The sequence below is a fragment of the Aquabacterium sp. genome (genome assembly GCF_016195855.1).
Taxonomy (GTDB): Bacteria; Pseudomonadota; Gammaproteobacteria; order Burkholderiales; family Burkholderiaceae_C; genus Aquabacterium.
Genome location: NZ_JACPYU010000003.1, coordinates 198,735 through 220,910 on the forward strand (window position 1 = coordinate 198,735; position 22,176 = coordinate 220,910).

Sequence of the window (22,176 nt, forward strand, 5' to 3'; positions counted from 1 at the left end):
CCGAAAAGCCTGCGACTATAACACAGATTTTTGCTGCTTCAGGCCGTGAGCAAGGCTTCGATCATTTGCGCGGCCGCCACCATGCCGAAGGTGGCCGTGACAGTGACGCTGGAGCCATAGCCTGCGCAGTTCAGCGAGCCATCGCCTTGCGGCGCATCAGCTGTGTCGCAGCTGTCTTGGGGTGGCAACACCGCCTCGCGCGAGAACACGCATGACAAACCCATCTTGCCCTTGCGCGCCCCACCGTGGCGCTGGCGCCAGCGTTGGCGCAGGCTGGCCAGCAAGGGGTCGTGGGTCACCTCGGACAAGTCGGCCACCTCCACCAGCTGGGGACGGGTCTTGCCGCCTGCGGCGCCCACCGCCACCACGGGCCTGCCGTGTTGCTGCGCCCATGCTGCGATGGCCGCCTTGGCACGCACCTGGTCACAGCAATCGATCACACCATCGATGTCCTGCGCCTTGAGCAAGTCAGCCACATTGGCCTCGTCCACAAACTCTTCAATGGCCTTGACCACGCAGCCCGGGTGAATGAGCGCGATGCGGTCCTTGAGGGCCAGCACCTTGGCCTGCCCGAAGGTGGTTTCCAGGGCATGCACCTGGCGGTTGACGTTGGACTCGGCGATGTTGTCCAGGTCGATCAAGGTGAGCTGGGCCACGCCACTGCGCGCCAGGGCCTCGGCTGTCCAGGAGCCGACACCGCCCACGCCGATCACCGCAATGCGGGCGGCACGCAGGCGCTCGTAGCCCGACACGCCATGCAGGCGGCGCAGGCCACCAAAACGTCGGTCAGGATCGGGCTGGCTGGCGGCGGCCAGCAGATCATCAGGGGATGAGGTCACGAACGGCTCAGTCACCAACGGGGCTCAATGGGCCTTGCGCTTCTTGTCAGCGGGCGCAGCGGGCATGGTGAGCAAGCGGTCACGTGCAGCCTGTGCGGCCTCGGTCTGCGGGTACTGCTTGATCAACTGCTCCAGCGTCTTGCGCGTGTTCGCGGTGTCCTTGAGTTCACCATAGCAGTTGGCAATCGACAGCAGCGCTTCAGGCGCACGCACATGCTCAGGCGCACGGTCCAGCAACTGCTTGAAGGCGCTGATGGCCTCCTTGTAGTCACGCAGGCCATATTGGGCATTGCCCAGCCAGTACAGGGCCGACTCGCGGTAGCCGGTGGTCGGGAAGCGCTGCACCAGGCCGTTGAGGCCGGCCGCACCGCCCGCAAAGTCTGCGGCACGCAAGCGCGCCAGGGACTCGTCAAACAGGCGCTTTTCGTCCGGGTCCACCTTGAAGGTCTTGCCGTCCAGCGTCACGGACTGCGGCTCCAACTTGCGCACGCGCTCGTCCAGCGTGCCCTGCACGTCCTTTTGCTTGCGTTGCAGCTCGGACACATCGCGCACCAGCACCTCGTTGGTGCCTTGCTGCCTGGCCAGTTCACTGCGCAGCTGTTCGACCTGGGCATTCATGTCCAGCAGGCTGCGCTTGAGCTGATCGACCTGGGCGGTCAGGGCCGCCAGCTTGGCGTTGGCCGCCTCCGTGTCCTGGGTGCGCTGCATGCGCACCTCCAGGATGGCACGGCGCGCTTCGTCGTCTTCAAACAGACCGGCGTGGGCCCCCGCGCCAGACAGCAGGGTGGCCATGGCCATCACCAAGGGGCGCAGGCGGGCAAACATGGGGGAAGCAAGGCGCATGACGTGTCCCTTGAAGATCAACGGTCCTTGATTTCAGCGCGGCGGTTCTTGGCCCACGCCTCTTCGTTGCTGCCTTGAACGGCCGGGCGCTCTTCACCAAAGCTCACGGCTTCGATCTGCTCACCCGACACGCCCAGCAGCGTCAGCGACTTCTGCACGGCTTCGGCACGACGCTGGCCCAGTGCCAGGTTGTACTCGCGGCCACCGCGTTCGTCGGTGTGGCCTTCGATCACGACCTTCTTGCCCTTGGCAGCGGTCAGGCGCTTGGCGTGGCCTTCAATGGCGCCACGGAATTCTTCCTTGACGACATTGCTGTCGAAATCGAAATAGATGACGCGTGCCAGGCCGATGTCGGCACCCGCGTTGTCGGACGGGGCCACCACCACCGGGGCCACATTGGTGGAGGGCACGGTGTTGTTGTTGGCACCGTAGCCGCTGCCGCCAGGGCGGGTCGCGTCGCTGATGGGGGCGGCGCCACTGCCGGCCTTGTCATCGAGCTTGACGGACGAGCCGCAACCACCCAGCAACAGGGCGGCCGAGGCCATCAGGGACAGGGCAAACAGGCGAGAGGTCTGGCGAGCTTGGGTCATTCGAGGCTCCTTGAATCTGAAGAAAGGGCGGGCGGCGCGTTCAACGCCTGGAAGGGTTCAACTGCGGGCCCCACACGGGTTCACGCACGTCGGCTTGAGGGGTGGTCAACTTGGCCTTGATGCGGCCGTCCAGCGAGGTGGTCATCAGCACGTCGCGGCCCTGGGCACGCGAGGCATAGATGATCTGCTTGCTGTTGGGCGCAAAGCTGGGGCTTTCATCGTCACGGGTGTCGGTCAGCACCTTCACGCTGCCACCGGAGAGGTCCATCAGGTGCACGCGGTAAGCGCCCCCATCCACCTGGCCGATGTAGGCCATGTAGCGGCCATCCGGGCTGATAGCCGGGCTGATGTTGTAGCTGCCAGAGAAGGTCACGCGCGTGGCGCTGCCGCCTGATGCGGGCACGCGGTAGATCTGCGGGCCACCCCCACGGTCGCTCACGAAGAAGACGGTGCCGCCATCGGGCGACCAGGTGGCTTCGGTGTCAATGGCGGCGCTTTGCGTCAGGCGACGCAGGCCCTCGCCATCGACATTGATGACATAGAGTTGCGAGCCGCCATCACGGCTGAGCGTGACGACCAGTTGGCGGCCATCGGGGGACCAGGCGGGCGCGCTGTTGGTGCCCTTGAAGCCGGCCACCACGCGGCGGCGGCCCGAGGACACGTCCTGCACGACCACCACGGCCTTGCCGCCTTCAAAGGACACATAGGCCAGTTGCCGACCATCCGGGGACCAGGCTGGCGAGATGATGGGCTGGGCGCTGGTCAGCGCGGCCTGGGTGCCCTCGCCGTCCGAGTCGGCGATCACCAGCGTGTGCTGGCGCCCGACCTTGCTCACGTAGGCGATGCGGGTGGCGAACACGCCTTTGTCGCCGGTGAGCTTTTCATAGACCTCGTCGGCGATGCGGTGCGCGGCCTGACGCAGGTCACCCGCGGGCACGACCAGGCTGAGCCCGCCCATGTCCTGGGCCTTGAGCACGTCCCACAGGTGGTAGCGGATGTCGAAGCGGCCATCGGCCAGCGGTGTCACCGAGCCGGCCAGCAGCGCATCGGCGCCCTTGCTGCGCCAGTCGCTCAGCGGTGGGCGGCCCACCTCATCGAGCCTGTCGGCACTGGCATCGAGCGATTTGAACAGGCCGCTGCGCTCCAGGTCAGCCTTGATGATGGCCGACACCGGCTGGGGCGAGCGCGCCTCATCGCGGAATTTGCCAATGGCGATCGGGATCTGCGTGGCGCCCACGCCGGAGATCTCGACGCGAAACTGGGCATGCGCCGCGTTGAGCGGCCAGAGTGCGCCGCCCGCCGTCAAGGTCAACGAAAGGGCGAGCCCGCCAAACAGGCCACCAAGGGCCGAACGACGCGAAACGGGGAGCTGCATGGGTTCCGTCACTCAGACAGGCAGAGTCAAACTACCCTGGATTGTGCCCCGTCCTGAGCGGAAGTTCCCCCCGCCGCAGCAGGAACCCTGCCCTCAGGATGTCAAGCAATGTAAATCTGCCTTTGGTCGGCCAGCCTTCACAGCAGCACGATGTCGTACTGTTCGGGCGACATGGAGGGCTCGGCCTGCAGTGACACCGGCTTGCCGATGAAGTCGCTCAGGCCCGCCAGATGCTGGCTTTCCTCGTCGAGCAGCATCTCGACCACGGTGGCGCTGGCCACGATGCGGAACTCCTTGGGGTTGAACTGGCGCGCCTCACGCAGGATCTCGCGCAGGATGTTGTAGCAGACGGTGCGCGCCGTCTTGACCTGCCCCCTGCCCTCGCAGGTCGGGCAAGGCTCGCACAGCATGTGCGCCAGCGACTCGCGCGTGCGCTTGCGCGTCATCTCGACCAGGCCCAGCGGCGAGAAGCCGCTCACCGTGTGCTTGGTGCGGTCCTTGGCCAGTTGCTTGCGGAACTCCGAGAGCACGTTGTCGCGGTGGTCCTCGCGCAGCATGTCGATGAAGTCGATGATGATGATGCCGCCCAGGTTGCGCAGCCGCAGCTGGCGCGCGATGGCCTGCGCCGCTTCCAGATTGGTCTTGAAGATGGTGTCGTCGAAGTTGCGCGCGCCCACATAGCCGCCAGTGTTGACGTCAACGGTGGTCAGGGCTTCTGTCTGGTCAACGATCAGGTAACCGCCGGACTTGAGGTCCACACGGCGAGCCAAGGCACGCTCGATCTCGGTGTCGATGTTGTAGAGATCGAAGATGGGGCGCTCGCCCTTGTAGTGGTGCAGCTTGTCAACCGCTGATGGTGTGAACTCGGCGCCAAAGGACTTGAGTGCATCGAACTGGATCAGGGAGTCGATGCGGATGGTGGTGACCTCGTCATTGACCAGATCACGCAGCACGCGCTGGGCCAGGTTCAGCTCCTGGTACAGCAAGGTGCCGGGCGCAGCCCGCAGGCCATGCTCGCGGATCGTCGCCCAGGTCTTGCGCAGGTAGGCAATGTCGGCTGCCAGCTCTTCATCGGTGGCGTCTTCGGCATTGGTGCGCAGGATGAAGCCACCCGAGCGGGTGCGGCCCTCGCGGTTGTCGGCCTCACCGATCAGCCGCATCATGCGTTCGCGCAACTGGTCGCGCAGTTCGGGGGAGCCGATCTTCTGCGAGATGCCCAGGTGGTCGTCCTGCGGCAGGAACACCAGCAAGCGCCCCGCGACGCTGACCTGCGTGGACAGGCGCGCACCCTTGGTGCCGATCGGGTCCTTGATGACCTGGACCATGAGGGTCTGGCCTTCGTGCACGCGTTTCTCGATGGGTGTCTGGACCTCGCCTGAACGTGGGTGGGGCTTGGCCTGCCCGTCTTCACGGTGCAGATCGGCCACGTGCAGGAAGGCGGCGCGCTCCAAGCCGATGTCGATGAAGGCCGATTGCATGCCGGGCAGCACGCGCACGACCTTGCCGGCGTAGATGTTGCCAACCAGGCCGCGCTCCAGGGTGCGTTCAACGTGCAACTCCTGCACGGCGCCTCCTTCGATGAGGGCAACGCGGGTTTCCTGGGGGGTCCAGTTGATGAGGATGTCTTGTGAGCTGGGCATATGCCCGCAATTTACCGCATGCGGCGCAAGGCGATGTTGTCCAGCACATGCCAGCCTGGCTGGCCAGCCCTGGCCGAGGCCAGCAAACCCGCGGCCACTTGCGCATCGCGCACGGGCTTGTAGCGCGCCGGCATCAGGAAACCCAGCTTCAAGGCGATGCGCTCACCAGCGCGATGCTCGGTGCGCTCACCGGCCAGAAAGGATGGCCTGGCCACGCTGACGTGCTCGAAGCCGATGGCCTTGATGGCTTCTTCCAGCTCGCCTTTGGTGCGGCTGTAGAACACCTTGGAGCGGGCACTGGCGCCCAGCGCGCTGACCAGCATGAAGCGACGGGCACCCTGCGCCTTGGCCAGCTGCGCCACCTGCAAGGGGTAATCAAAATCAACCTGGCGGAAAGCGGCTTGCGATCCGGCCTGCCGGATGGTCGTGCCCAGGGCGCAGAACACCCAATCCACATTGAACCAGTCGGCGTGCGCTTCCAGTCGCTCGAAATTGGCTTTGCAGATGCGCAATTTGTCGAGACCAGGCACGGCCGCATGCGAGGGGCCCAGCATCTCTGCCGGCGTCATGTCTCGCCGCACCAGGGCGCGCACTTCGGCCACCGTCGGGTCTGCCAGAAGCTGGATCAGGGCTTGCCGCCCCACCAGGCCACTGGCCCCCGCCAGCAAAACACGTGCACCTTGCGGCTGTGTCATGGGCCCCTCGATCAAAAGCGCCAGCCCAGGGGCTTGAGCAGCTCGGCCGTCTCGAACAAAGGCAGGCCCATGATGCCGCTGTAGCTGCCATCCATGTGCTGTGTCCACGCACCCGATCGCCCCTGGATGGCGTAGGCACCGGCTTTGCCCATGGGCTCGCCACTGGCCACGTAACGCGAGATCTCGTCGGGAGACAGCACACGCCATTGCACGTGCGACACGCTCAAGCGCAACTGGCCATTGACCACCACCGCCGTCAAGACCTTGTGCGACTGCCCCGACAACCTGGCGAGCATCTCGGCCGCATGGGCCGTGTCACCCGGCTTGCCCAGGATCTCGCTACCCAGCGCCACCGTGGTGTCGGCGCACAGGATCGGGGCCTCAAGCCAGCCCCCCTGGGCCGCGCGACGCGCGCGGCGCGCCACGGCCGCCTCCCACTTGGCCAGCGTCACGCGCTGCACGTAGTCCTCAGGGGATTCGCCCGGGCGCTCGGTTTCGAGCGATTCGGCGTCCTCGTCCGGATCAGGCAAGAGCAACTCATGGCGCACGCCCAACTGATCCAGCAGTTGTCGGCGGCGTGGGCTTTGAGAAGCCAGGTAAAGCCAGGGGCTGGCGGTGAATGCGGGCGAGGTCATGCCGACATCCTACGGCATGAGCGGTGTCACTGCCGAGCCTTGTTGCACACGCTCTCGGGCAGGGGCATGGACAGCAGCCACATCGCGCGCTGAGGCGCACGCGGCATCGGCAGGCGGGCCTGTGCAAGCGGCACGCCAACAGCGGCATCACCCACCAGGCCACGCAACCCGTCGGGCATGGCTTGCACTTGATCCATCGTGATCCAGGCCGCCACGCAAGGCCCGCGATCCCGCACGAAATCTGCCGGCGGGGGCAAATCCACCGAATTGGATGTCCAGGTGCTGTCGCGGGCATCCACCTGAGCCAGGATGCCGGCCAGGTGGTCGTCCCCCGTGATGATGCGCAGAGGCTGGCTGCCATAGCGTTGGTGCAGATCGGCAGAAACCTGCTCGGCAGGCCGGTCTGTCCAGCAGCTCTTGCAACGCTGTGCATTGATCTCAGGCACCCACCAACGCAGGGCCGACGCGCCAATGGTCACGGCCACCAGAGCCCAGGTGAGCCACACGGCTCGTGCACGCCAGGCGGCCAGGCGATCGGCGCCATCCAGGATCTGCCAGGCTTTCACACACATCCAGACGGTGGTGCCAGGAATCACCGGCCACAACCAGCGGGGCGTGAAATGGGAGGCCTTCATCACCATCATGATGACAATGAGTATGGACAGGCCACAGGTTGTCTGCCAGCCCAGCCAGCGCCCGACATCGGCGCGCATCGTGCTGCCTTTGTCTTGCGGCGATTGCACGCGCCAGGCCAGCAAGGCCAGCAGCAAGGGCGCCAGCAGCAGGTACTCCAAGGCCCCCAGCACCACGCGCACCATGGGCTTCCACATGGGCAGGTGCGCATCGGACACCACGACCCGACGCGCCAGCGAGACCGAGCCACTGGGTTGCGTCAGCCACCAATGGGCATAGGGCGCGATGGCGGCACTGAACACCAGCAAGGCCAGCAGCATCCACAGCAGGTGGGTTCGTGCCGGCGCATGGCCCGCGCCATCGACTGCCGGCTGTGCACGCAACGAAGGCTGCAGGATGATGATCCACGCGGAGACCAGGCTGGACAGGCACCACAGCGCCGCGTTGAGCTTGGACAGGCAGGCCACGGCCGCGAGCAGCCCCACCACAGGCCACCAGGCAGGCCGGGACAGCGCGCGTGCGGCGGCCACAGACGCCCACATCGTGATCCCCGCTGCCAGCACCGTGTGCGTCAGGCTGTCATGCACACGCCACATGGCCAGCAGCAAGCCCAGATGCGCCAGCAGGACCTTGGCCTGAACCGAACGGTCCGCCCCGCAAGCGCGTGCCAGCGCCTGCACGCCACCCAGCCAGATCAGCAGGCACAGGTAGCGCCCGAACTCCAGCGCCAGTGCCCAGGACACCTGCGCCGGTTTGAGCGACAAGAGCAACCACGTATACAGCGGTGGCTGACGGGTGCCATAGCCCAGTTGCCAGGACTGCGCAAAATACACCTGCTCGGCGCTGTCGATGTCCAGGCCATCCGGGCTGATCACCTTGAGCAAACCATAGGCCAAGACCCAGACCACCACCGCCACCCATGCACTGAGCAGCGTCGGTCTTTTGAGAAAATCAGGCACGGTGATAAGGATGGTTGTGTCGCAAGGACCAGGCACGATAGAGCTGCTCCAGCAGGAGCACACGCGCCAGGGCATGCGGCAAGGTCATGTCGGACAGGCGTATGGCCTCGTCCGCTGTTTGCTTGAGTTGAGGGTCGATGCCGTCGGCCCCGCCGATGATCAGCGCCACATCGCGGCCATCGTTCAGCCAGGCCTCGGTGCGCTCGGCCAGTTGCACGCTGGTCAGGCGCGAACCACGCTCATCCAGGATGACCCGGCGCACGCCGCGCTCCAACGCCGCCTCCATGCGCACAGCCTCGGCCTGCATGATGGCCGCCACAGGCTTGCCTTCACGCGGCTCGGCCTTGAGGGCCTTGACCTCCACCTTCCAGTCAGGCGGGAAGCGCTTGAGGTAGTCCTCGCACGCCTCGTTTGCCCAATCCGGCAGGCGGTGGCCAATGGTGACAACAGTGAGCTTCATGGCCCAACGACCTTACCAGTACTGCAACAAGGTCGACTGTGAAATCAACGTGCCGACTTCTTGGGGGCGGCCTTCTTGGCTGCCACCTTCTTCACGGCCACCTTGCGGGCTGGCGCCTTTTTGGCCGCCACCTTCTTGACTGCGACCTTGCGAGCCGGTGCCTTCTTGGCCTCCGGCGCGTTCACCACGATCTTCTTCACGGTGCTGGCGGCCTTCTTGGCGGCGACTTTCTTGGCCACCACCTTCTTGGCCGGTGCCTTCGGTGCAGCAGCCGGAGCCTTGCCAGCGGCCTTCTTCGCAGCAGGCGCCTTCTTGGCAGCGACCTTGCGGCTTGGCGAGGTCGTGGCGGCCTTCTTGGCAGCGGTGGTCTTGCCTGCGGCCTTCTTGGGCTTCACGGGCGCGTCGTCTTCATCCGGCTCGGAAGCCTTGGCCAGACCGACCTTGCCCGCATTGAGCTTGATGGCCACGGGCTTGTCACCCCAGATCTCTTCGAGCTGGTAGTACTGGCGAATCGCCGGTTGCATGATGTGCACGACGGCAGCGGCGCAGTCCACGATGATCCACTCACCGTTGTCTTCGCCCTCGGTGCGCATCACCTGAAAGCCCGCCGCCTTGACAGCCTGACGCACGCTGGAGGACAGCGCCTTGGTCTGACGGTTGGAAGAGCCGGTTGCGATGATCACCCGCTCGAACAGAGGCGAGAGGTGCTCGGTGTTGAACACGACGATGTCTTGGGCCTTGACATCTTCCAGACCATCGACGATGGCGCGTTGCAGTTTACGGATGTCCATTCAGCGGGGGGCGCCACCAGGGGCGTAGAGTTGATGGGTTGCAATATAACGCGCCACCGGTGCGGACACCAGTTCTGGCGCGAGGGTCAAAGGATCTTCGCCACGGGCAAGCCGGGCGCGGATATCGGTCGAAGAGACATTCAAAGGCGGCATGGGCAGCTCCACCACACGGTACGCAAGCCCCGCCAGCGCCTGGGGCGCAGCAGGCAGATCATGCCCTCTGCAGGCCACGGCCAGCGTCAGCGCTTGCAACAATTCGTGCCAGCCCTGCCAGGTCGGGAAATTGGCGTACTGGTCCTGGCCAATGATCAGGAACCAGTCAGTTGGCTCGGTGGATGCGGTTTGTAGCATCCGCACCGTGTCCCGCGTGTATGAAGGGCCATCCCGGTTCAGCTCGATGGCATCGACCACAAAACGCGGTTCATGGGCCGTGGCCGCCTGCACCATGGCCAGCCGGTGCCTGGGTGCGGCCAGTTGCCTGGCCTTCTGCCAGGGCTGCCCGACCGGGATCCAGCGCACCTCATCCAGGTGCAGATGCCGCAAGGCGGTTTCTGCCAGCTCGACATGGGCACGGTGGACGGGATCGAAACTACCCCCCATCAGGCCCACGCGGCGCGCGGCGCGATCAGGGGTTGGAGAAGACGATGTCAACAAACGACCTCAGACCCAATCCCGCGCGGGCAGGAAGTCGGAATACAGCCGGGCTTCGGCGCTGCCAGGCTCGGGGTGCCAGTCGTAGCGCCACTTCACGATGGGCGGCATCGACATCAGGATGCTTTCGGTGCGGCCACCGGACTGCAGGCCAAACAGCGTGCCGCGGTCCCACACCAGGTTGAACTCGACATAACGACCGCGGCGATAGGCCTGGAAGTCACGCTCGCGCTCGCCATAAGGCAGGCCACGGCGGCGCTGCAGGATGGGCAGATAGGCTTGCGTGAAGGCGTCACCCACCGAGCGGATCATGGCGAACCCGCCTTCAAAGCCCAGTTCGGAGAAGTCGTCAAAGAAGATGCCGCCCACGCCGCGCGCCTCGTTGCGGTGCTTGAGGAAGAAGTACTCGTCGCACCATTTCTTGAAGCGCGGGTACTTGTCGTCGCCAAAAGGCGCCAGCGCGTCCTGGCAGACCTGGTGAAAGTGGCGGGCGTCCTCTTCCTGGCCGTAGTAGGGCGTGAGGTCCATGCCACCGCCGAACCAGGCCACCACCGAGCCGTCGGGCTTGTGGGCCGCCAGCATGCGCACGTTCATGTGCACGGTGGGCGCGTAGGGGTTGCGCGGGTGGAAGACCAGCGACACGCCCATGGCCTCGAACGGGCAACCGGCCAGCTCGGGGCGGTGCTGCGTGGCCGAAGGCGGCAGGCTCGGGCCCTTCACGTGCGAGAAGTTGCAGCCGCCGCGCTCCAGCACGGTGCCCTCTTCCACCAGCCGCGAACAGCCATCACCCTGCAGGCGTTCCTGCGGGCCACGCACCCAGGCATCCCTCACGAAGGGCGTGCCGTCTTCGGTTTCGAAGGCGGCCACGATGCGGTCTTGCAGGTCCAGCAGGTACTGGCGAACGGCGTCGGTGTTCAAGGCGGGGGTGGTGCTCATGAAGGCGTATGGTTAAAGGCCAGATCAACGCGCTTTGATGGCACGCCAGCCGATGTCGGTACGGAACTGCATGCCGTCGAACTGGATGCCGCGCATGTAGTCATACGCACGCTGCTGCGCCAGCTTGGCTGACTCGCCCAGTGCAGTCACACACAGTACGCGGCCACCACTGGTGCGCACCTGGCCGTCATCACCCATGGTCGTGCCGGCATGGAAGACCATGGCGTCATCGGCTTCGGCAGGCAGGCCGGTGATCACGTCGCCCTTCTTCGGGTCCAGCGGGTAGCCACCAGCGGCCATCACCACGCCCAGCGCAAAGCGACGGTCCCATTGCAGCTCGACCTGGTCCAGCGTGCCGTCGGTGGCGGCCATGAAGACGTCGATCAGGTCGCTCTTGAGGCGCATCATGATGGGCTGGGTCTCGGGGTCACCCATGCGGCAGTTGAACTCCAGCGTCTTGGGGTTGCCGTTGGCGTCGATCATCAGGCCGGCATACAGGAAGCCGGTGAAGGGGATGCCGTCCTTGGCCATGCCGGCCAGGGTCGGGTTGATGATCTCGTGCATGGCCTTGGCGTGCACATTGGGCGTCACCACCGGGGCAGGCGAATAAGCGCCCATGCCACCGGTGTTGGGGCCGGCGTCAGCGTCCAGCAGGCGTTTGTGGTCCTGGCTGGTGGCCAGCACGGCCACATTCTTGCCGTCGGCCAGCACGATGAAGCTGGCTTCTTCGCCTTCCAGGAACTCTTCGATCACGACACGAGCGCCACCGGCGTTGTGCTGCACGCCCAGCTTGTTGTCCCCACCGTCCTGAGGAAGCATCCAGTCCACGGCCTGGTGTGCTTCGTCCAGCGTCATGGCCACGACCACGCCCTTGCCTGCAGCCAGGCCATCGGCCTTGATCACGATGGGGGCGCCATGCTTGTCCACGAAAGCGTGGGCCGCCGCCGCATCGGTGAAGGTCTCGTAAAACGCCGTGGGGATGCCATGGCGCTTCATGAAGTCCTTGGCAAATGCCTTGGAGCTTTCCAGCTGGGCGGCCTTTTGGGTGGGGCCAAAGATGCGCATGCCACGCGCGCGGAACTCGTCCACCACACCGGCAGCCAGCGGGGCCTCGGGTCCCACCACGGTCAGGCTGATCTTGTTGTCCTGGGCGAAGTCGGCCAGCGCTTTCACATCGGTGATGGGCACATTGACCAGGTGCGGATCACGTGCCGTGCCGCCATTGCCTGGGGCAACGTAGACCTTGGTGGCCTTGGGTGACTGGGCCAGCTTCCAGGCCAGGGCATGCTCGCGGCCGCCCGAACCAATGACAAGAATATTCATGTGTTGCTCAATTCAGTTCGGCCGTCAGTTCGGCGCCAGTTCGGCGTTATGGAACACGTCCTGGACGTCGTCCAGGTCTTCCAGCACGTCCAGCAGTTTCTGCATCCGGGCGGCGTCGTCGCCCGTCAGCTCGATGGTGTTCTCGGCGCGCATGGTCACTTCAGCCATTTCAGGTTTCATGCCAGCGCCTTCGAGGGCGTTCTTCACAGCTTCAAAATCAGCCGGGGAGCTCAGTACTTCGATGGAGCCATCTTCGTGGGTGACCACGTCGTCGGCACCGGCCTCCAGGGCCACTTCCATGACCTTGTCTTCATTCACGCCGGGCGCAAACAGCAGTTGGCCCACGTGCTTGAACTGGAAGGCCACCGAGCCTTCCGTGCCCAGGTTGCCACCGTGCTTGCTGAAGGCGTGGCGCACTTCGGCCACCGTGCGCACACGGTTGTCGGTCATGCAATCCACGATCACGGCCGCGCCACCAATGCCATAGCCCTCGTAGCGCACTTCTTCGTAGGTGACCCCATCCAGATTGCCCGTGGCCTTGTCCACGTTGCGCTTGATGTTGTCGGCAGGCATGTTCGCGGCCTTCGCCTTGTCGATGGCCAGGCGCAGACGCGGGTTCATGTTGATGTCGGCACCGCCAGCGCGGGCCGCCACGATGATTTCACGCGTGATGCGGGTCCATACCTTGCCGCGTTTTTCGTCCTGACGACCCTTGCGGTGTTGGATATTGGCCCACTTGGAATGACCGGCCATGGCGAGTTGCTCCGGGTAATAGTCTGTTTTTGAACGACAGAACGCGCCCCGGCACAAGTCCGGTGCGCGCACAAAAAATGCTCAGCAAAAGCTGAGTGATACTGTGATTTTACCTTTCGGCCGGGTTGACCCTGATCAGGTTCTGCTCAGAATGGTCCGCTTGTCCGTTTTTCACCCGTCCGGCACCCGCTCGACACCCTTTCAGACGCCCCACCACCATGGCTGATCCCATCCTGCTTGCCCGGAACAAAGACACCGAATGCCACCTGCTGCCGGCCCTGGCCAACCGCCATGGCCTGATCACCGGCGCCACGGGTACCGGCAAGACGATCACGCTGCAATCCCTGGCAGAAAGCCTGTCCCAAACGGGGGTGCCCGTCTTCATGGCCGACATCAAGGGCGACCTGACCGGGATCTCGCAAACCGGCGTCGTGTCACCCAAGCTGGCCGGCATCCTGGCTGAACGCGGCCTGGACAAGCCCGAACCGCTGGCCTGCCCCACCACGCTGTGGGACGTGTTCGGCGAGCAAGGCCACCCGGTGCGCGCCACGGTGTCGGACATGGGGCCGCTGCTGCTGTCGCGCATGCTCAATCTGAACGACACCCAGCAAGGCGTGCTGCAACTGGTGTTCAAGATCGCCGACGACAACGGCCTCTTGCTGCTCGACCTCAAGGACCTGCGCGCCATGCTCCAGCATGTGGGCGACAACGCCAGCCAGTTCACCACCGAGTACGGCAACATCAGCGCGGCCAGCGTGGGCGCCATCCAGCGCGGCCTGCTGCAGATCGAGGAGCAAGGCGGCGACAAGTTCTTTGGCGAGCCCATGCTCAACATCGGCGACTTCATGCAGACCGTGGACGGCAAGGGTGTCATCAACATCCTGGCCGCCGACAAGCTGATGAACGCGCCCCGTCTGTACGCCACCTTCCTGCTGTGGATGCTGTCGGAGTTGTTCGAGACCCTGCCCGAGGTGGGCGACCTGGACAAACCCAAGCTGGTCTTCTTCTTTGACGAGGCCCACCTGCTGTTCAAGGACGCGCCATCGGCCCTGGTCGAGCGCATCGAGCTGGTCGTGCGCCTGGTGCGCTCCAAGGGTGTGGGCGTCTACTTCGTGACCCAGAACCCGCTGGACGTGCCCGACACCGTGCTCGGCCAGTTGGGCAACCGCGTGCAACACGCCTTGCGCGCCTTCACGCCACGGGATCAGAAGGCCGTCAAATCTGCCGCAGAAACCATGCGGGCCAAACCTGGCCTGGACATCGAAACCGCCATCACCGAGTTGGCCGTGGGCGAGGCCCTGGTCAGCCTGCTGGACGACAAGGGGCGCCCCAGCGTCACAGAACGCGTGTTCGTGTTGCCTCCGGGCAGCCAGATCGGCCCGATCATGCCCGAGCAGCGCCAGGCCTTGCTGGCCAATTCGCTGGTGGCCGGCGTGTACGAAAAGACCGTGGACCGGGACTCGGCCTACGAAAAGCTCAAGGGCCGTGCGGCGGCCTCCCCCACCAGCGCGCAAGCTGGCCAGGGCGAGCCGAAATCCATGCGTGAAGAGGCGGCCGAGGCCATGAAGGGCGGCGCCACCGATGCGGCCAGGGGCGCAGCGGGCGCGACCACCGGTGGCTGGCTGGGCGACATCACCGACGGGCTGCTCAAAGGCAGTGGCCGCAAGGACTCGATTCTGGAAACGGTGGCCAAATCGGCCGCGCGCACCATCGGCTCGACCATGGGCCGAGAGATCATCCGCGGCGTGCTGGGCTCGATCCTGGGTGGCGCAAACAACCGCCGCCGCTGAGGCTCACGAGCCCACACTGGTCAACCCGATCAGCGCCCCCGACGCCAGCCGCGGTCACCATCGTCACGCTCGTAACCATCGCGAGGCACCATCATGCGCTGGTCGCCACGCGGGCCATCGTTCCAGGCATAGCGGTCTTCGTCATGATGATGGTGGTGGCGACGCCAGCCCCAGGCCCAAGGGCCACGAGGCTCACATCGACGCGGCTCCTGGTAGACCACCACAGGTGCTGGCGCATACACGGGGCGCGGCTGAACCACGACGGCCGGAGGGGCATACACAACCGGGGCGGGCGCATACACCACGGGCGCCGGCGCATACACGCCGTAGCGCGTGTTGGAAACTGCCGTCGACACATAACCCATGCCCTGCACAGGTGCGTTGACGTTCACCGCCCAGTACACGCCACCGCCTGCATGGGCATTGGCCGCAGCCGCCACAAAGCCAGCCACGAGGGCCAGACGGGACAGGGTCGCAAAACGAGAGGTGGTGTTCATGAGAGTCTCCTTGTGAGCTCTCAACGGGTCAGCGGCCCTTTTGGCCGACCTGACTTTGTAAATCTGTGTTGCCAGCCGTGATCAGTGGTGATGCCCGTCGCTGCGCGCCAGGGCCATCAACTGATCAACCTCGGCCTTGTACACGATGGTATTGCGGCGGTGCCACAGGCCCACCAGGCCCATGACCGAGGCCACCACCAGGCCAAACACCGTGATCGCCCCGAAGGCCGACAAACCCATGGACGTGGCGCCCGCGTACAGCCCGCCCAGCGCCAGGATGCAGGCCTGCTCGTTGAAGTTCTGCACGGCAATCGAGCGCCCAGCCCCCATCAGGTTGTGGCCGCGGTGTTGCAGCAAGGCGTTCATCGGCACCACCAGGTAACCCACCGTGGCGCCCAGCAAGATCAGGAAGGGCACGGCCATCGTCAGGCTGGTGATGACGTTCAAGCCCAGCATCAGCACGCCCATGAGGACACCCAGGGGAATGAGTTTGGTCGCCAGATCCAGCCGCATCGAGACCGATGCCACCACAGCGCTCACCGCCGTGCCCAGCACCACCACCCCGGCCAGCGAAGAGGCCTGCGTCGTCGAATAGCCCAGCGCAGCGGCCGCCCAGGGGAACACGATGACGCGCATATTGCCCGACACGCCCCAAACCAGGGTCGTGCTGGCCAGCGAGATCTGTCCCAGCTTGTCTTTCCACAGGCGGGAGTTGCACTGCCAGAAGTCGCGCAGCAACTCCATCAGGTTGCCGCTCATGGGTTGCAGCACCGCGTCCGTGCGCGGGATGCGCAGGTTGAACAGGGCCGCGATCATGTACAGCACGATCATGGAGGACACCGCCGCCTGCCAGGGCTGGGTCACCCCTGTGTCGATCACCGGGAAATCAAAGCCCAACAAGATGGATGAGAGCTTGACGCCAACCAGTTGGCCACCCAGCAACACACCCAGGATGATGGAGGCCACCGTCAGCCCCTCGATCCAGCCATTGGCCTTCACCAGTTGGGAAGGCGGCAGCAGCTCAGTCAGGATGCCGTACTTGGCCGGCGAGTAAGCCGCCGCACCCAGGCCCACCACGGCATATGCCAGCAGGGGGTGCAACCCGAACAGCATCAGCAGGCAACCGATGACCTTGATGCTGTTGGACAGGAACATGACCTTGCCCTTGGGCAGGGCGTCCGCGAACGCCCCGACAAAGGGCGCCAGCACCACATAGAACAGCGCGAACATGGGTGCCAGAAACGGCATCTGCCAGGCGGGCGCGTTGTTGGTTTTCAGCAGTTCAATCGCGCCAACCAGCAAGGCGTTGTCGGCCAGCGAGCTGAAAAACTGCGCCGCCATGATCGTGAAAAAGCCTTTTTTCATGCGCGAGCGTCGTCGGGAAGGTTCATATCTGGTCGATTCAAATCCTGCCTGATAGACATGTCCGCGCCAAAATCTCGTTGATCACATCAAAGGCCGCCGGTTATAGCACGGCGCCCTGACAGCTTGCCGATGCACGCCGGGATTCCTGCCTCGCCGCCACGCAAACAGGGGCCAGGCAAGCCCGACTTGGCGAGGCTGGCAAAATGACACCCATGCCGCGCCCGCTTGAAGCCCTGATCCACCTCGACGCCCTCCACCACAACCTGCAGCGCGCCCGCGAATGCGCCCCCGACGCCAGCGTCTGGGCCGTCGTCAAGGCCAACGGTTATGGGCATGGGCTCCAGCGCGTCTATGAGGGGCTGCGCGCCGCCGATGGTTTTGCCCTGCTGGACATCGCCGAGGCGCAAAAATTGCGCGAGCTCGACTGGCGCGGCCCCATCCTGCTGCTCGAGGGCGTGTTCGACGCCCGCGACCTGGAATGGTGTTCGCGCCTGGGCCTGTGGCATGTGGTGCACTGCGACGAACAGATCGACTGGCTGGCCGCCCACAAGACTGAATGGCCACACCGTGTCTTCCTCAAGATGAACACGGGCATGAACCGCCTGGGCTTCAAGCCACACGCCTTCCGCAGCGCCTGGGCCCGACTGAGTGCGCTGACCCAGGTGGACGAGATCTCGCTGATGACGCATTTTTCGGATGCTGACAGCCCCCGCGGCATCGCGCACCAGCTCGCGGTGTTCCAGCAACACGCGGGCGACCTCAGCGGCGAGCGCAGCCTGTGCAACAGCGCCGGCACCCTGCGTTACGCCAGCGACCCTGCCGTGCGTGGCGACTGGGTGCGCCCCGGCGTGATGCTGTATGGCGCCGCTCCCGACTACCCCGAGCACGACGCCACGCACTGGGGCCTCAAGCCCGCGATGACGCTGCAATCGAAGATCATCGGCATCCAGCACCTGGAAGCCGGCGACACCGTGGGCTACGGCAGCCGCTTCAAGGCCGACAAGCCCATGCGCATCGGCGCGGTCGCCTGCGGTTATGCAGACGGCTACCCACGGCACGCACCGGACGGCACCCCCGTGCTGGTGGATGGGCAACGCACCGGCCTGGTCGGCCGTGTCTCCATGGACATGATGTGCGTGGACCTGAGCCACCTGCCCGAAGCCCAGATGGGCAGCACGGTGACCTTGTGGGGCATCGCGCCGCACCATGGCGACCATGCCGCGCAGTTGTCCATTGACGAAGTGGCCCACCACTGCGGCACCATCGGCTATGAGCTGATGTGCGCGGTGTCGCCCCGCGTGCCCGTTCAGGTGCTCAATCACCCCTACCCCTGATTTTTTCAGCCACCAAAATGGCGCACGCGATACGCCATCAGGCACCAGTTCGGCACACAACTTGCGTCTGACTGGTGCTTTTTGATTGCTTGCACAACAATGGACATCGCTGCGGAACGACACATGGATATCGACCACCAACGCCACCAATTGCGCATGACGGTGCTGATGACACCGGACATGGCCAATTTCTCGGGCAATGTGCATGGGGGCACCATCCTCAAGTTGCTGGACCAGGTGGCCTACGCCTGCGCCAGCCGCTATGCCGGTTGTTATGTGGTAACCCTGTCCGTGGACCAGGTCACCTTCCGCCAGCCCATCCACGTGGGCGAACTGGTCACCTTCCTGGCCTCGGTCAACTACACGGGCACCTCGTCCATGGAGATCGGCATCAAGGTGATCGCCGAGAACATCCGCACGCAGGTGGTGCGGCACGCCCAGAGCTGCTTCTTCACGATGGTGGCGGTGGACGACGCCTCCAAGCCCACGCCCGTGACACCGCTGACGCCCGGCACACCAGATGAGGTGCGCCGCTTCAACGCAGCCAAGCTGCGCCGCCAGTTGCGCCAGGAGCTGGAACAGCGCTTCAAGGCCATTCAGGCCGAAAGCGGCCAGTCGCCGGCCTGATGATGGACTGATCGCTGGCGGAGGGCGACCGGGCCATGCCCGACAATGGCGGCATGGCCAAGGAAAAAACCGTCTACACCTGCAGCGAATGTGGGGGCATCAGCCCGAAGTGGCTGGGCAAATGCCCCAGCTGCAACGCCTGGAACACACTGGAAGAGACACGTGCCGAACAGGCCGCGGGCAAGAACCGCATGCAGGCGCTGGCTCGTGGACTGAACGCCGCGCAACCGGTCACCACGTTGTCCGAGATCGAGGCAGCCGACGTCTCACGCACCCCCACCAGCCTGGAGGAACTTGACCGCGTGCTCGGAGGCGGCATCGTGGCCGGTGGGGTCGTGCTGATTGGTGGCGACCCCGGCATCGGCAAATCCACCTTGCTGCTGCAAGCGCTGGACGCCTTGTCCCGCCAGATGCCCGTGCTGTACGTCACGGGCGAAGAAAGCGGCGCCCAGGTCGCCCTGCGTGCGCAAAGGCTGGGGCTGGATGGCAGCCACGTGCGCGTGCAGGCCGAGATCCAGCTGGAAAACATCATCGCCACACTGAACGCCGAAAAGCCATCCTTCTGCGTGATCGACTCCATCCAGACCGTGTTCTCGGATCAGCTCACCTCGGCGCCCGGCTCGGTGGCCCAGGTGCGTGAATGCGCGGCGCACCTGACGCGCGTGGCCAAATCCAGCGGCTGCACGATGATCCTCGTGGGTCATGTCACCAAGGACGGCACGCTGGCCGGCCCGCGCGTGCTGGAACACATTGTGGACACGGTGCTCTACTTTGAAGGCGACACCCACAGCAGCTTCCGCCTGATCCGCGCCATCAAGAACCGCTTTGGCGCGGTCAACGAAATCGGCGTGTTCGCCATGACGGACAAGGGCCTCAAGGGGGTGAGCAACCCCAGCGCCATCTTCCTGTCCACGCACAGCGAACCGGTGCCCGGCTCCTGCGTGCTGGTGACGCTGGAAGGCACGCGCCCCTTGCTGGTCGAGATCCAGGCCTTGGTGGACGCGGGCGGCCCCAGCCCGCGCCGCCTGAGCGTGGGCCTGGAGCGTGACCGCCTGGCCATGTTGCTGGCGGTGCTGCACCGCCACGCGGGCATGGCCTGCTTTGATCAGGACGTGTTCGTGAACGCCGTGGGTGGCGTGCGCATCAGCGAGCCGGCCGCCGACCTGGCCGTGCTGCTGGCCATCCAGAGCAGCCTGCGTGGCCGCCCCTTGCCCAAGGGCTTCATCGCCTTTGGTGAAGTGGGCCTGGCCGGCGAGGTGCGCCCTGCCCCACGTGGCCAGGACCGGCTGAAAGAAGCCGCCAAGCTGGGCTTCTCGATCGCGGTGGTGCCCAAGGCCAATGCACCCAAGAAGCCCATCGAGGGCCTGACCATCCACGCTGTCGAGCGCGTGGAGGAAGCCATGGAGATCATCCGCAACCTGAACTGACCCCGCTTCACGACCGATCTACCCAACCCGATCATGTTTCGCGCATTGTTTCCAACCCAATTTCTAAGTGGCTGTCTCGCACTTGCGTGTTTGGGCACAGCACAGGCACAAGACATACCCACCTCAGCCGAGGACGACGATTTCGCCAATGTGCCGATCGTGCTCACGGCCAGTCGGCTCAAGCAGCCGCTCAACGAGGCGCCGGGCGCCATGACGGTGATCGACCGCAAGACGATCCTCATGTCGGGGGGCCGCACGCTGGCAGACGTGCTGCGACTGGTGCCGGGCTACATGGCCAGCGGTTGGAATGGCGCCAACCCGGTGGCGGCCTACCACATCCCACTGGATGACTATGGCTCGCGCAACCTCGTGCTCATTGATGGGCGACCCGTCTATTCATCCCTGTCCGTGGGTGACACCCATCGGGGCATGATGGATGTGATGCTCGAAGACATCGAGCGCATCGAGGTGCTGCGTGGCGCCAACTCCGCCGCCTATGGGGCCAACGCCATGTTCGGCGTCATCAACATCATCACCCGCCACAGCGCAGATGTGCCCAAGGCTGAAGCGAGCGTCACGACGGGCAACAACGGCATTCAGGATCGCCGGCTTCAAGTCGGAGGCACCCAAGGGCCACTCAGCTTCCGGCTCTCTGCCGGGGAGCAACGCGATGAGGGTTACCTGAATGCCCATGACGACCGGCACCTGAGCCTGCTGGACATGCGCGTGGACATCAAACCGGGTGCGGATGACGACATCCTGATCGAGGCAGGCACCAACCACCTGGACGCCGGCGATGGCTTTGCGACCGAGGTGATGAACCCGCTGCGAACCATCCGCTCCCGCGACAGCTACCTCAACGCCCAATGGCGACGCCAGCTATCTGGATCAGGCGAGCTGCAACTGTCAGCCAACCACGCGCAGGAGTGGAGGCAGGACGTCGCCCCGTTTGCACCGCTGCCCGTTGTCATGATCGACTACAGCGGCACCGGCTACCGCAACAACGCCGAACTGCAATACAAGGCCACGCTGAGCCCGACCCTGCGGAGCGTGATCGGCGCGGGCTACAAGGAGGAGCAGGCCAACTCGCCGGTACTGTTCTCCACCACAGGCGCAGAGAGCTTCCACGAAGAACGCCTCTTCGGCACCGTGGAGTGGCGCGCCACGCCACAATGGCTGCTCAACGGCGGGCTCTTCCTGGGCCAGCACAGCCTGGCTGGCGAGTATGCGGCCCCGCGGCTGATGGTGAACTGGCTCATCAGCCCGGAGCACACCTTGCGCGCCGGCATCACCGATTCGGTCCGCTCGCCAAGCTTGTTCGAGTACTTCGGCGACATGCGCTATGACTTCAACGGCATGCTGCTGGCCAGAACCTGGAAAGCCCGCGGCGACGTCGATCCGGAACGGCTGCACAGCCAGGAGATCGGTTACCTGGGCCGTTTCCCGGCCAGCCAGGTCAACCTGGATGTGCGCGCCTACCGCGAGCGCATGAACACCATCATCCGCAACAGCGAATATGAGACAACGGTGTCGCTGCCGTACTCCGGCAACCGGCTCAAGGACTTCACCAATGCGCCCGGCTTCGAACTCGTTGGCATCGAGGCGCAGTTGCGCTGGCGGCCCATCGACGGTGGCGAGGTCTGGCTGAACCAGAGCTTTGAACACCTGATCTGGCAAAACGAGTACTACAACCTCACGCAAGAGCGCCAGCCCCCCGAACACGCCACCACCCTGGCCTGGTTCCAGCACCTGCCTGGTGGCATGGATTTCACGCTGATCCACCAGTTCCTGGGCGGCATGTCCTGGCACGACAATCGCGACTGGCAGCCCGTGTCACGGCGTACCGATGTGCGCCTGGCCTACCCCTTCCGGGTCCGCGACGGCTTGGCCGAGTTGTCCTTCACCTACCAGTCGATCGAGGGAGACCGGCCCGTTTTCCTGCCAAGCTACGGGCTCCAGGCGCCTCGCCGCAGCTTCGTGCAGTTCAAGGTGTCGATCTGAGCCCACATTGAG

At 64.9% G+C, this 22,176-nt stretch carries 21 protein-coding genes; 5 read left to right on the forward strand and 16 right to left on the reverse strand.

Annotated features, from left to right (window positions below; all coding sequences use genetic code 11):
• Positions 1–38 precede the first annotated feature (38 nt).
• The 14 genes from HY019_RS02530 to HY019_RS02595 all read right to left on the reverse strand — a co-directional run bounded on the left by HY019_RS02530 (position 39) and on the right by HY019_RS02595 (position 13,123).
• Positions 39–839, reverse strand: a complete 801-nt coding sequence (locus HY019_RS02530; protein WP_290688106.1) for a tRNA threonylcarbamoyladenosine dehydratase — start codon at positions 837–839, stop codon at positions 39–41.
• Between the two features lie 24 nt (positions 840–863).
• On the reverse strand, positions 864–1,682 hold the full coding sequence (ybgF, locus tag HY019_RS02535) for a tol-pal system protein YbgF (protein WP_290688108.1): 819 nt from the start codon (positions 1,680–1,682) through the stop codon (positions 864–866).
• A gap of 17 nt (positions 1,683–1,699) precedes the next feature.
• Complete coding sequence (pal, locus tag HY019_RS02540) at positions 1,700–2,272, reverse strand: peptidoglycan-associated lipoprotein Pal (RefSeq protein ID WP_290688110.1); 573 nt, start codon at positions 2,270–2,272, stop codon at positions 1,700–1,702.
• A 40-nt stretch (positions 2,273–2,312) separates the two neighbouring features.
• Positions 2,313–3,647 carry a Tol-Pal system beta propeller repeat protein TolB gene (gene tolB / locus HY019_RS02545; RefSeq protein ID WP_290688112.1) on the reverse strand — a complete coding sequence of 445 codons (1,335 nt, stop codon included), beginning with the start codon at positions 3,645–3,647 and terminating at the stop codon, positions 2,313–2,315.
• A 137-nt stretch (positions 3,648–3,784) separates the two neighbouring features.
• The gene (gene rng, locus HY019_RS02550; protein WP_290688114.1) at positions 3,785–5,287 is read right to left on the reverse strand and encodes a ribonuclease G; all 1,503 of its coding nucleotides are present in this window, start codon (positions 5,285–5,287) and stop codon (positions 3,785–3,787) included.
• A gap of 11 nt (positions 5,288–5,298) precedes the next feature.
• Positions 5,299–5,982: an NAD(P)H-binding protein gene (locus HY019_RS02555; RefSeq protein ID WP_290688115.1), complete on the reverse strand. Its 684-nt coding sequence runs from the start codon at positions 5,980–5,982 to the stop codon at positions 5,299–5,301.
• 11 nt (positions 5,983–5,993) lie between these two features.
• Positions 5,994–6,617: a Maf family protein gene (locus tag HY019_RS02560; RefSeq protein ID WP_290688116.1), complete on the reverse strand. Its 624-nt coding sequence runs from the start codon at positions 6,615–6,617 to the stop codon at positions 5,994–5,996.
• Between the two features lie 26 nt (positions 6,618–6,643).
• A complete protein-coding gene (locus HY019_RS02565) occupies positions 6,644–8,209 on the reverse strand; it encodes a hypothetical protein (protein ID WP_290688117.1) in 1,566 nt (521 codons plus the stop codon).
• Positions 8,202–8,669 (reverse strand): 23S rRNA (pseudouridine(1915)-N(3))-methyltransferase RlmH, encoded by a 468-nt coding sequence (rlmH, locus tag HY019_RS02570; RefSeq protein WP_290688118.1) that lies wholly within the window; start codon positions 8,667–8,669, stop codon positions 8,202–8,204. The genes HY019_RS02565 and rlmH overlap by 8 nt, the downstream gene beginning before the upstream one ends.
• A 44-nt stretch (positions 8,670–8,713) precedes the next feature.
• On the reverse strand, positions 8,714–9,460 hold the full coding sequence (gene rsfS / locus HY019_RS02575) for a ribosome silencing factor (protein ID WP_290688119.1): 747 nt from the start codon (positions 9,458–9,460) through the stop codon (positions 8,714–8,716).
• A complete protein-coding gene (nadD, locus tag HY019_RS02580; RefSeq protein WP_290688120.1) occupies positions 9,461–10,111 on the reverse strand; it encodes a nicotinate-nucleotide adenylyltransferase in 651 nt (216 codons plus the stop codon).
• Positions 10,112–10,120: 9 nt separating this feature from the next.
• Positions 10,121–11,047 carry an oxygen-dependent coproporphyrinogen oxidase gene (gene hemF, locus HY019_RS02585; RefSeq protein WP_290688121.1) on the reverse strand — a complete coding sequence of 309 codons (927 nt, stop codon included), beginning with the start codon at positions 11,045–11,047 and terminating at the stop codon, positions 10,121–10,123.
• Positions 11,048–11,071: 24 nt separating this feature from the next.
• Positions 11,072–12,370 (reverse strand): phosphoribosylamine--glycine ligase, encoded by a 1,299-nt coding sequence (purD, locus tag HY019_RS02590; RefSeq protein WP_290688122.1) that lies wholly within the window; start codon positions 12,368–12,370, stop codon positions 11,072–11,074.
• Positions 12,371–12,394: 24 nt separating this feature from the next.
• Positions 12,395–13,123 carry a YebC/PmpR family DNA-binding transcriptional regulator gene (locus HY019_RS02595; protein ID WP_290688123.1) on the reverse strand — a complete coding sequence of 243 codons (729 nt, stop codon included), beginning with the start codon at positions 13,121–13,123 and terminating at the stop codon, positions 12,395–12,397.
• A 218-nt stretch (positions 13,124–13,341) separates the two neighbouring features.
• Between HY019_RS02595 and HY019_RS02600 the strand changes: the two genes are divergently transcribed.
• Positions 13,342–14,913: a helicase HerA-like domain-containing protein gene (locus tag HY019_RS02600; protein ID WP_290688124.1), complete on the forward strand. Its 1,572-nt coding sequence runs from the start codon at positions 13,342–13,344 to the stop codon at positions 14,911–14,913.
• 29 nt (positions 14,914–14,942) lie between these two features.
• Here HY019_RS02600 and HY019_RS02605 read toward each other — a convergent pair whose 3' ends face one another.
• Complete coding sequence (locus HY019_RS02605; RefSeq protein WP_290688125.1) at positions 14,943–15,410, reverse strand: hypothetical protein; 468 nt, start codon at positions 15,408–15,410, stop codon at positions 14,943–14,945.
• Positions 15,411–15,491: 81 nt separating this feature from the next.
• On the reverse strand, positions 15,492–16,775 hold the full coding sequence (gene lplT, locus HY019_RS02610; RefSeq protein ID WP_290688126.1) for a lysophospholipid transporter LplT: 1,284 nt from the start codon (positions 16,773–16,775) through the stop codon (positions 15,492–15,494).
• Between the two features lie 212 nt (positions 16,776–16,987).
• Between lplT and alr the strand changes: the two genes are divergently transcribed.
• The 4 genes from alr (at position 16,988) to HY019_RS02630 (ending at position 22,164) form a co-directional block, all read left to right on the forward strand.
• On the forward strand, positions 16,988–18,109 hold the full coding sequence (gene alr, locus HY019_RS02615) for an alanine racemase (protein ID WP_290688127.1): 1,122 nt from the start codon (positions 16,988–16,990) through the stop codon (positions 18,107–18,109).
• A gap of 129 nt (positions 18,110–18,238) precedes the next feature.
• Positions 18,239–18,736: an acyl-CoA thioesterase gene (locus HY019_RS02620; protein WP_290689136.1), complete on the forward strand. Its 498-nt coding sequence runs from the start codon at positions 18,239–18,241 to the stop codon at positions 18,734–18,736.
• A 53-nt stretch (positions 18,737–18,789) separates the two neighbouring features.
• The gene (radA, locus tag HY019_RS02625) at positions 18,790–20,163 is read left to right on the forward strand and encodes a DNA repair protein RadA (RefSeq protein ID WP_290689138.1); all 1,374 of its coding nucleotides are present in this window, start codon (positions 18,790–18,792) and stop codon (positions 20,161–20,163) included.
• Between the two features lie 159 nt (positions 20,164–20,322).
• Complete coding sequence (locus tag HY019_RS02630; RefSeq protein WP_290688128.1) at positions 20,323–22,164, forward strand: TonB-dependent receptor; 1,842 nt, start codon at positions 20,323–20,325, stop codon at positions 22,162–22,164.
• Positions 22,165–22,176: the final 12 nt, after the last annotated feature.

What these genes read in the sequence shown, in the direction of transcription:
- ybgF (WP_290688108.1), bottom strand. Translation starts at nt 1,682, where the DNA reads ATGCGCCTTGCTTCCCCCATGTTTGCCCGCCTGCGCCCCTTGGTGATG.
- pal (WP_290688110.1), bottom strand. Translation starts at nt 2,272, where the DNA reads ATGACCCAAGCTCGCCAGACCTCTCGCCTGTTTGCCCTGTCCCTGATG.
- tolB (WP_290688112.1), bottom strand. Translation starts at nt 3,647, where the DNA reads ATGCAGCTCCCCGTTTCGCGTCGTTCGGCCCTTGGTGGCCTGTTTGGC.
- rng (WP_290688114.1), bottom strand. Translation starts at nt 5,287, where the DNA reads ATGCCCAGCTCACAAGACATCCTCATCAACTGGACCCCCCAGGAAACC.
- HY019_RS02555 (WP_290688115.1), bottom strand. Translation starts at nt 5,982, where the DNA reads ATGACACAGCCGCAAGGTGCACGTGTTTTGCTGGCGGGGGCCAGTGGC.
- HY019_RS02560 (WP_290688116.1), bottom strand. Translation starts at nt 6,617, where the DNA reads ATGACCTCGCCCGCATTCACCGCCAGCCCCTGGCTTTACCTGGCTTCT.
- rlmH (WP_290688118.1), bottom strand. Translation starts at nt 8,669, where the DNA reads ATGAAGCTCACTGTTGTCACCATTGGCCACCGCCTGCCGGATTGGGCA.
- rsfS (WP_290688119.1), bottom strand. Translation starts at nt 9,460, where the DNA reads ATGGACATCCGTAAACTGCAACGCGCCATCGTCGATGGTCTGGAAGAT.
- hemF (WP_290688121.1), bottom strand. Translation starts at nt 11,047, where the DNA reads ATGAGCACCACCCCCGCCTTGAACACCGACGCCGTTCGCCAGTACCTG.
- purD (WP_290688122.1), bottom strand. Translation starts at nt 12,370, where the DNA reads ATGAATATTCTTGTCATTGGTTCGGGCGGCCGCGAGCATGCCCTGGCC.
- HY019_RS02595 (WP_290688123.1), bottom strand. Translation starts at nt 13,123, where the DNA reads ATGGCCGGTCATTCCAAGTGGGCCAATATCCAACACCGCAAGGGTCGT.
- HY019_RS02600 (WP_290688124.1), top strand. Translation starts at nt 13,342, where the DNA reads ATGGCTGATCCCATCCTGCTTGCCCGGAACAAAGACACCGAATGCCAC.
- HY019_RS02605 (WP_290688125.1), bottom strand. Translation starts at nt 15,410, where the DNA reads ATGAACACCACCTCTCGTTTTGCGACCCTGTCCCGTCTGGCCCTCGTG.
- lplT (WP_290688126.1), bottom strand. Translation starts at nt 16,775, where the DNA reads ATGAAAAAAGGCTTTTTCACGATCATGGCGGCGCAGTTTTTCAGCTCG.
- alr (WP_290688127.1), top strand. Translation starts at nt 16,988, where the DNA reads ATGCCGCGCCCGCTTGAAGCCCTGATCCACCTCGACGCCCTCCACCAC.
- radA (WP_290689138.1), top strand. Translation starts at nt 18,790, where the DNA reads ATGGCCAAGGAAAAAACCGTCTACACCTGCAGCGAATGTGGGGGCATC.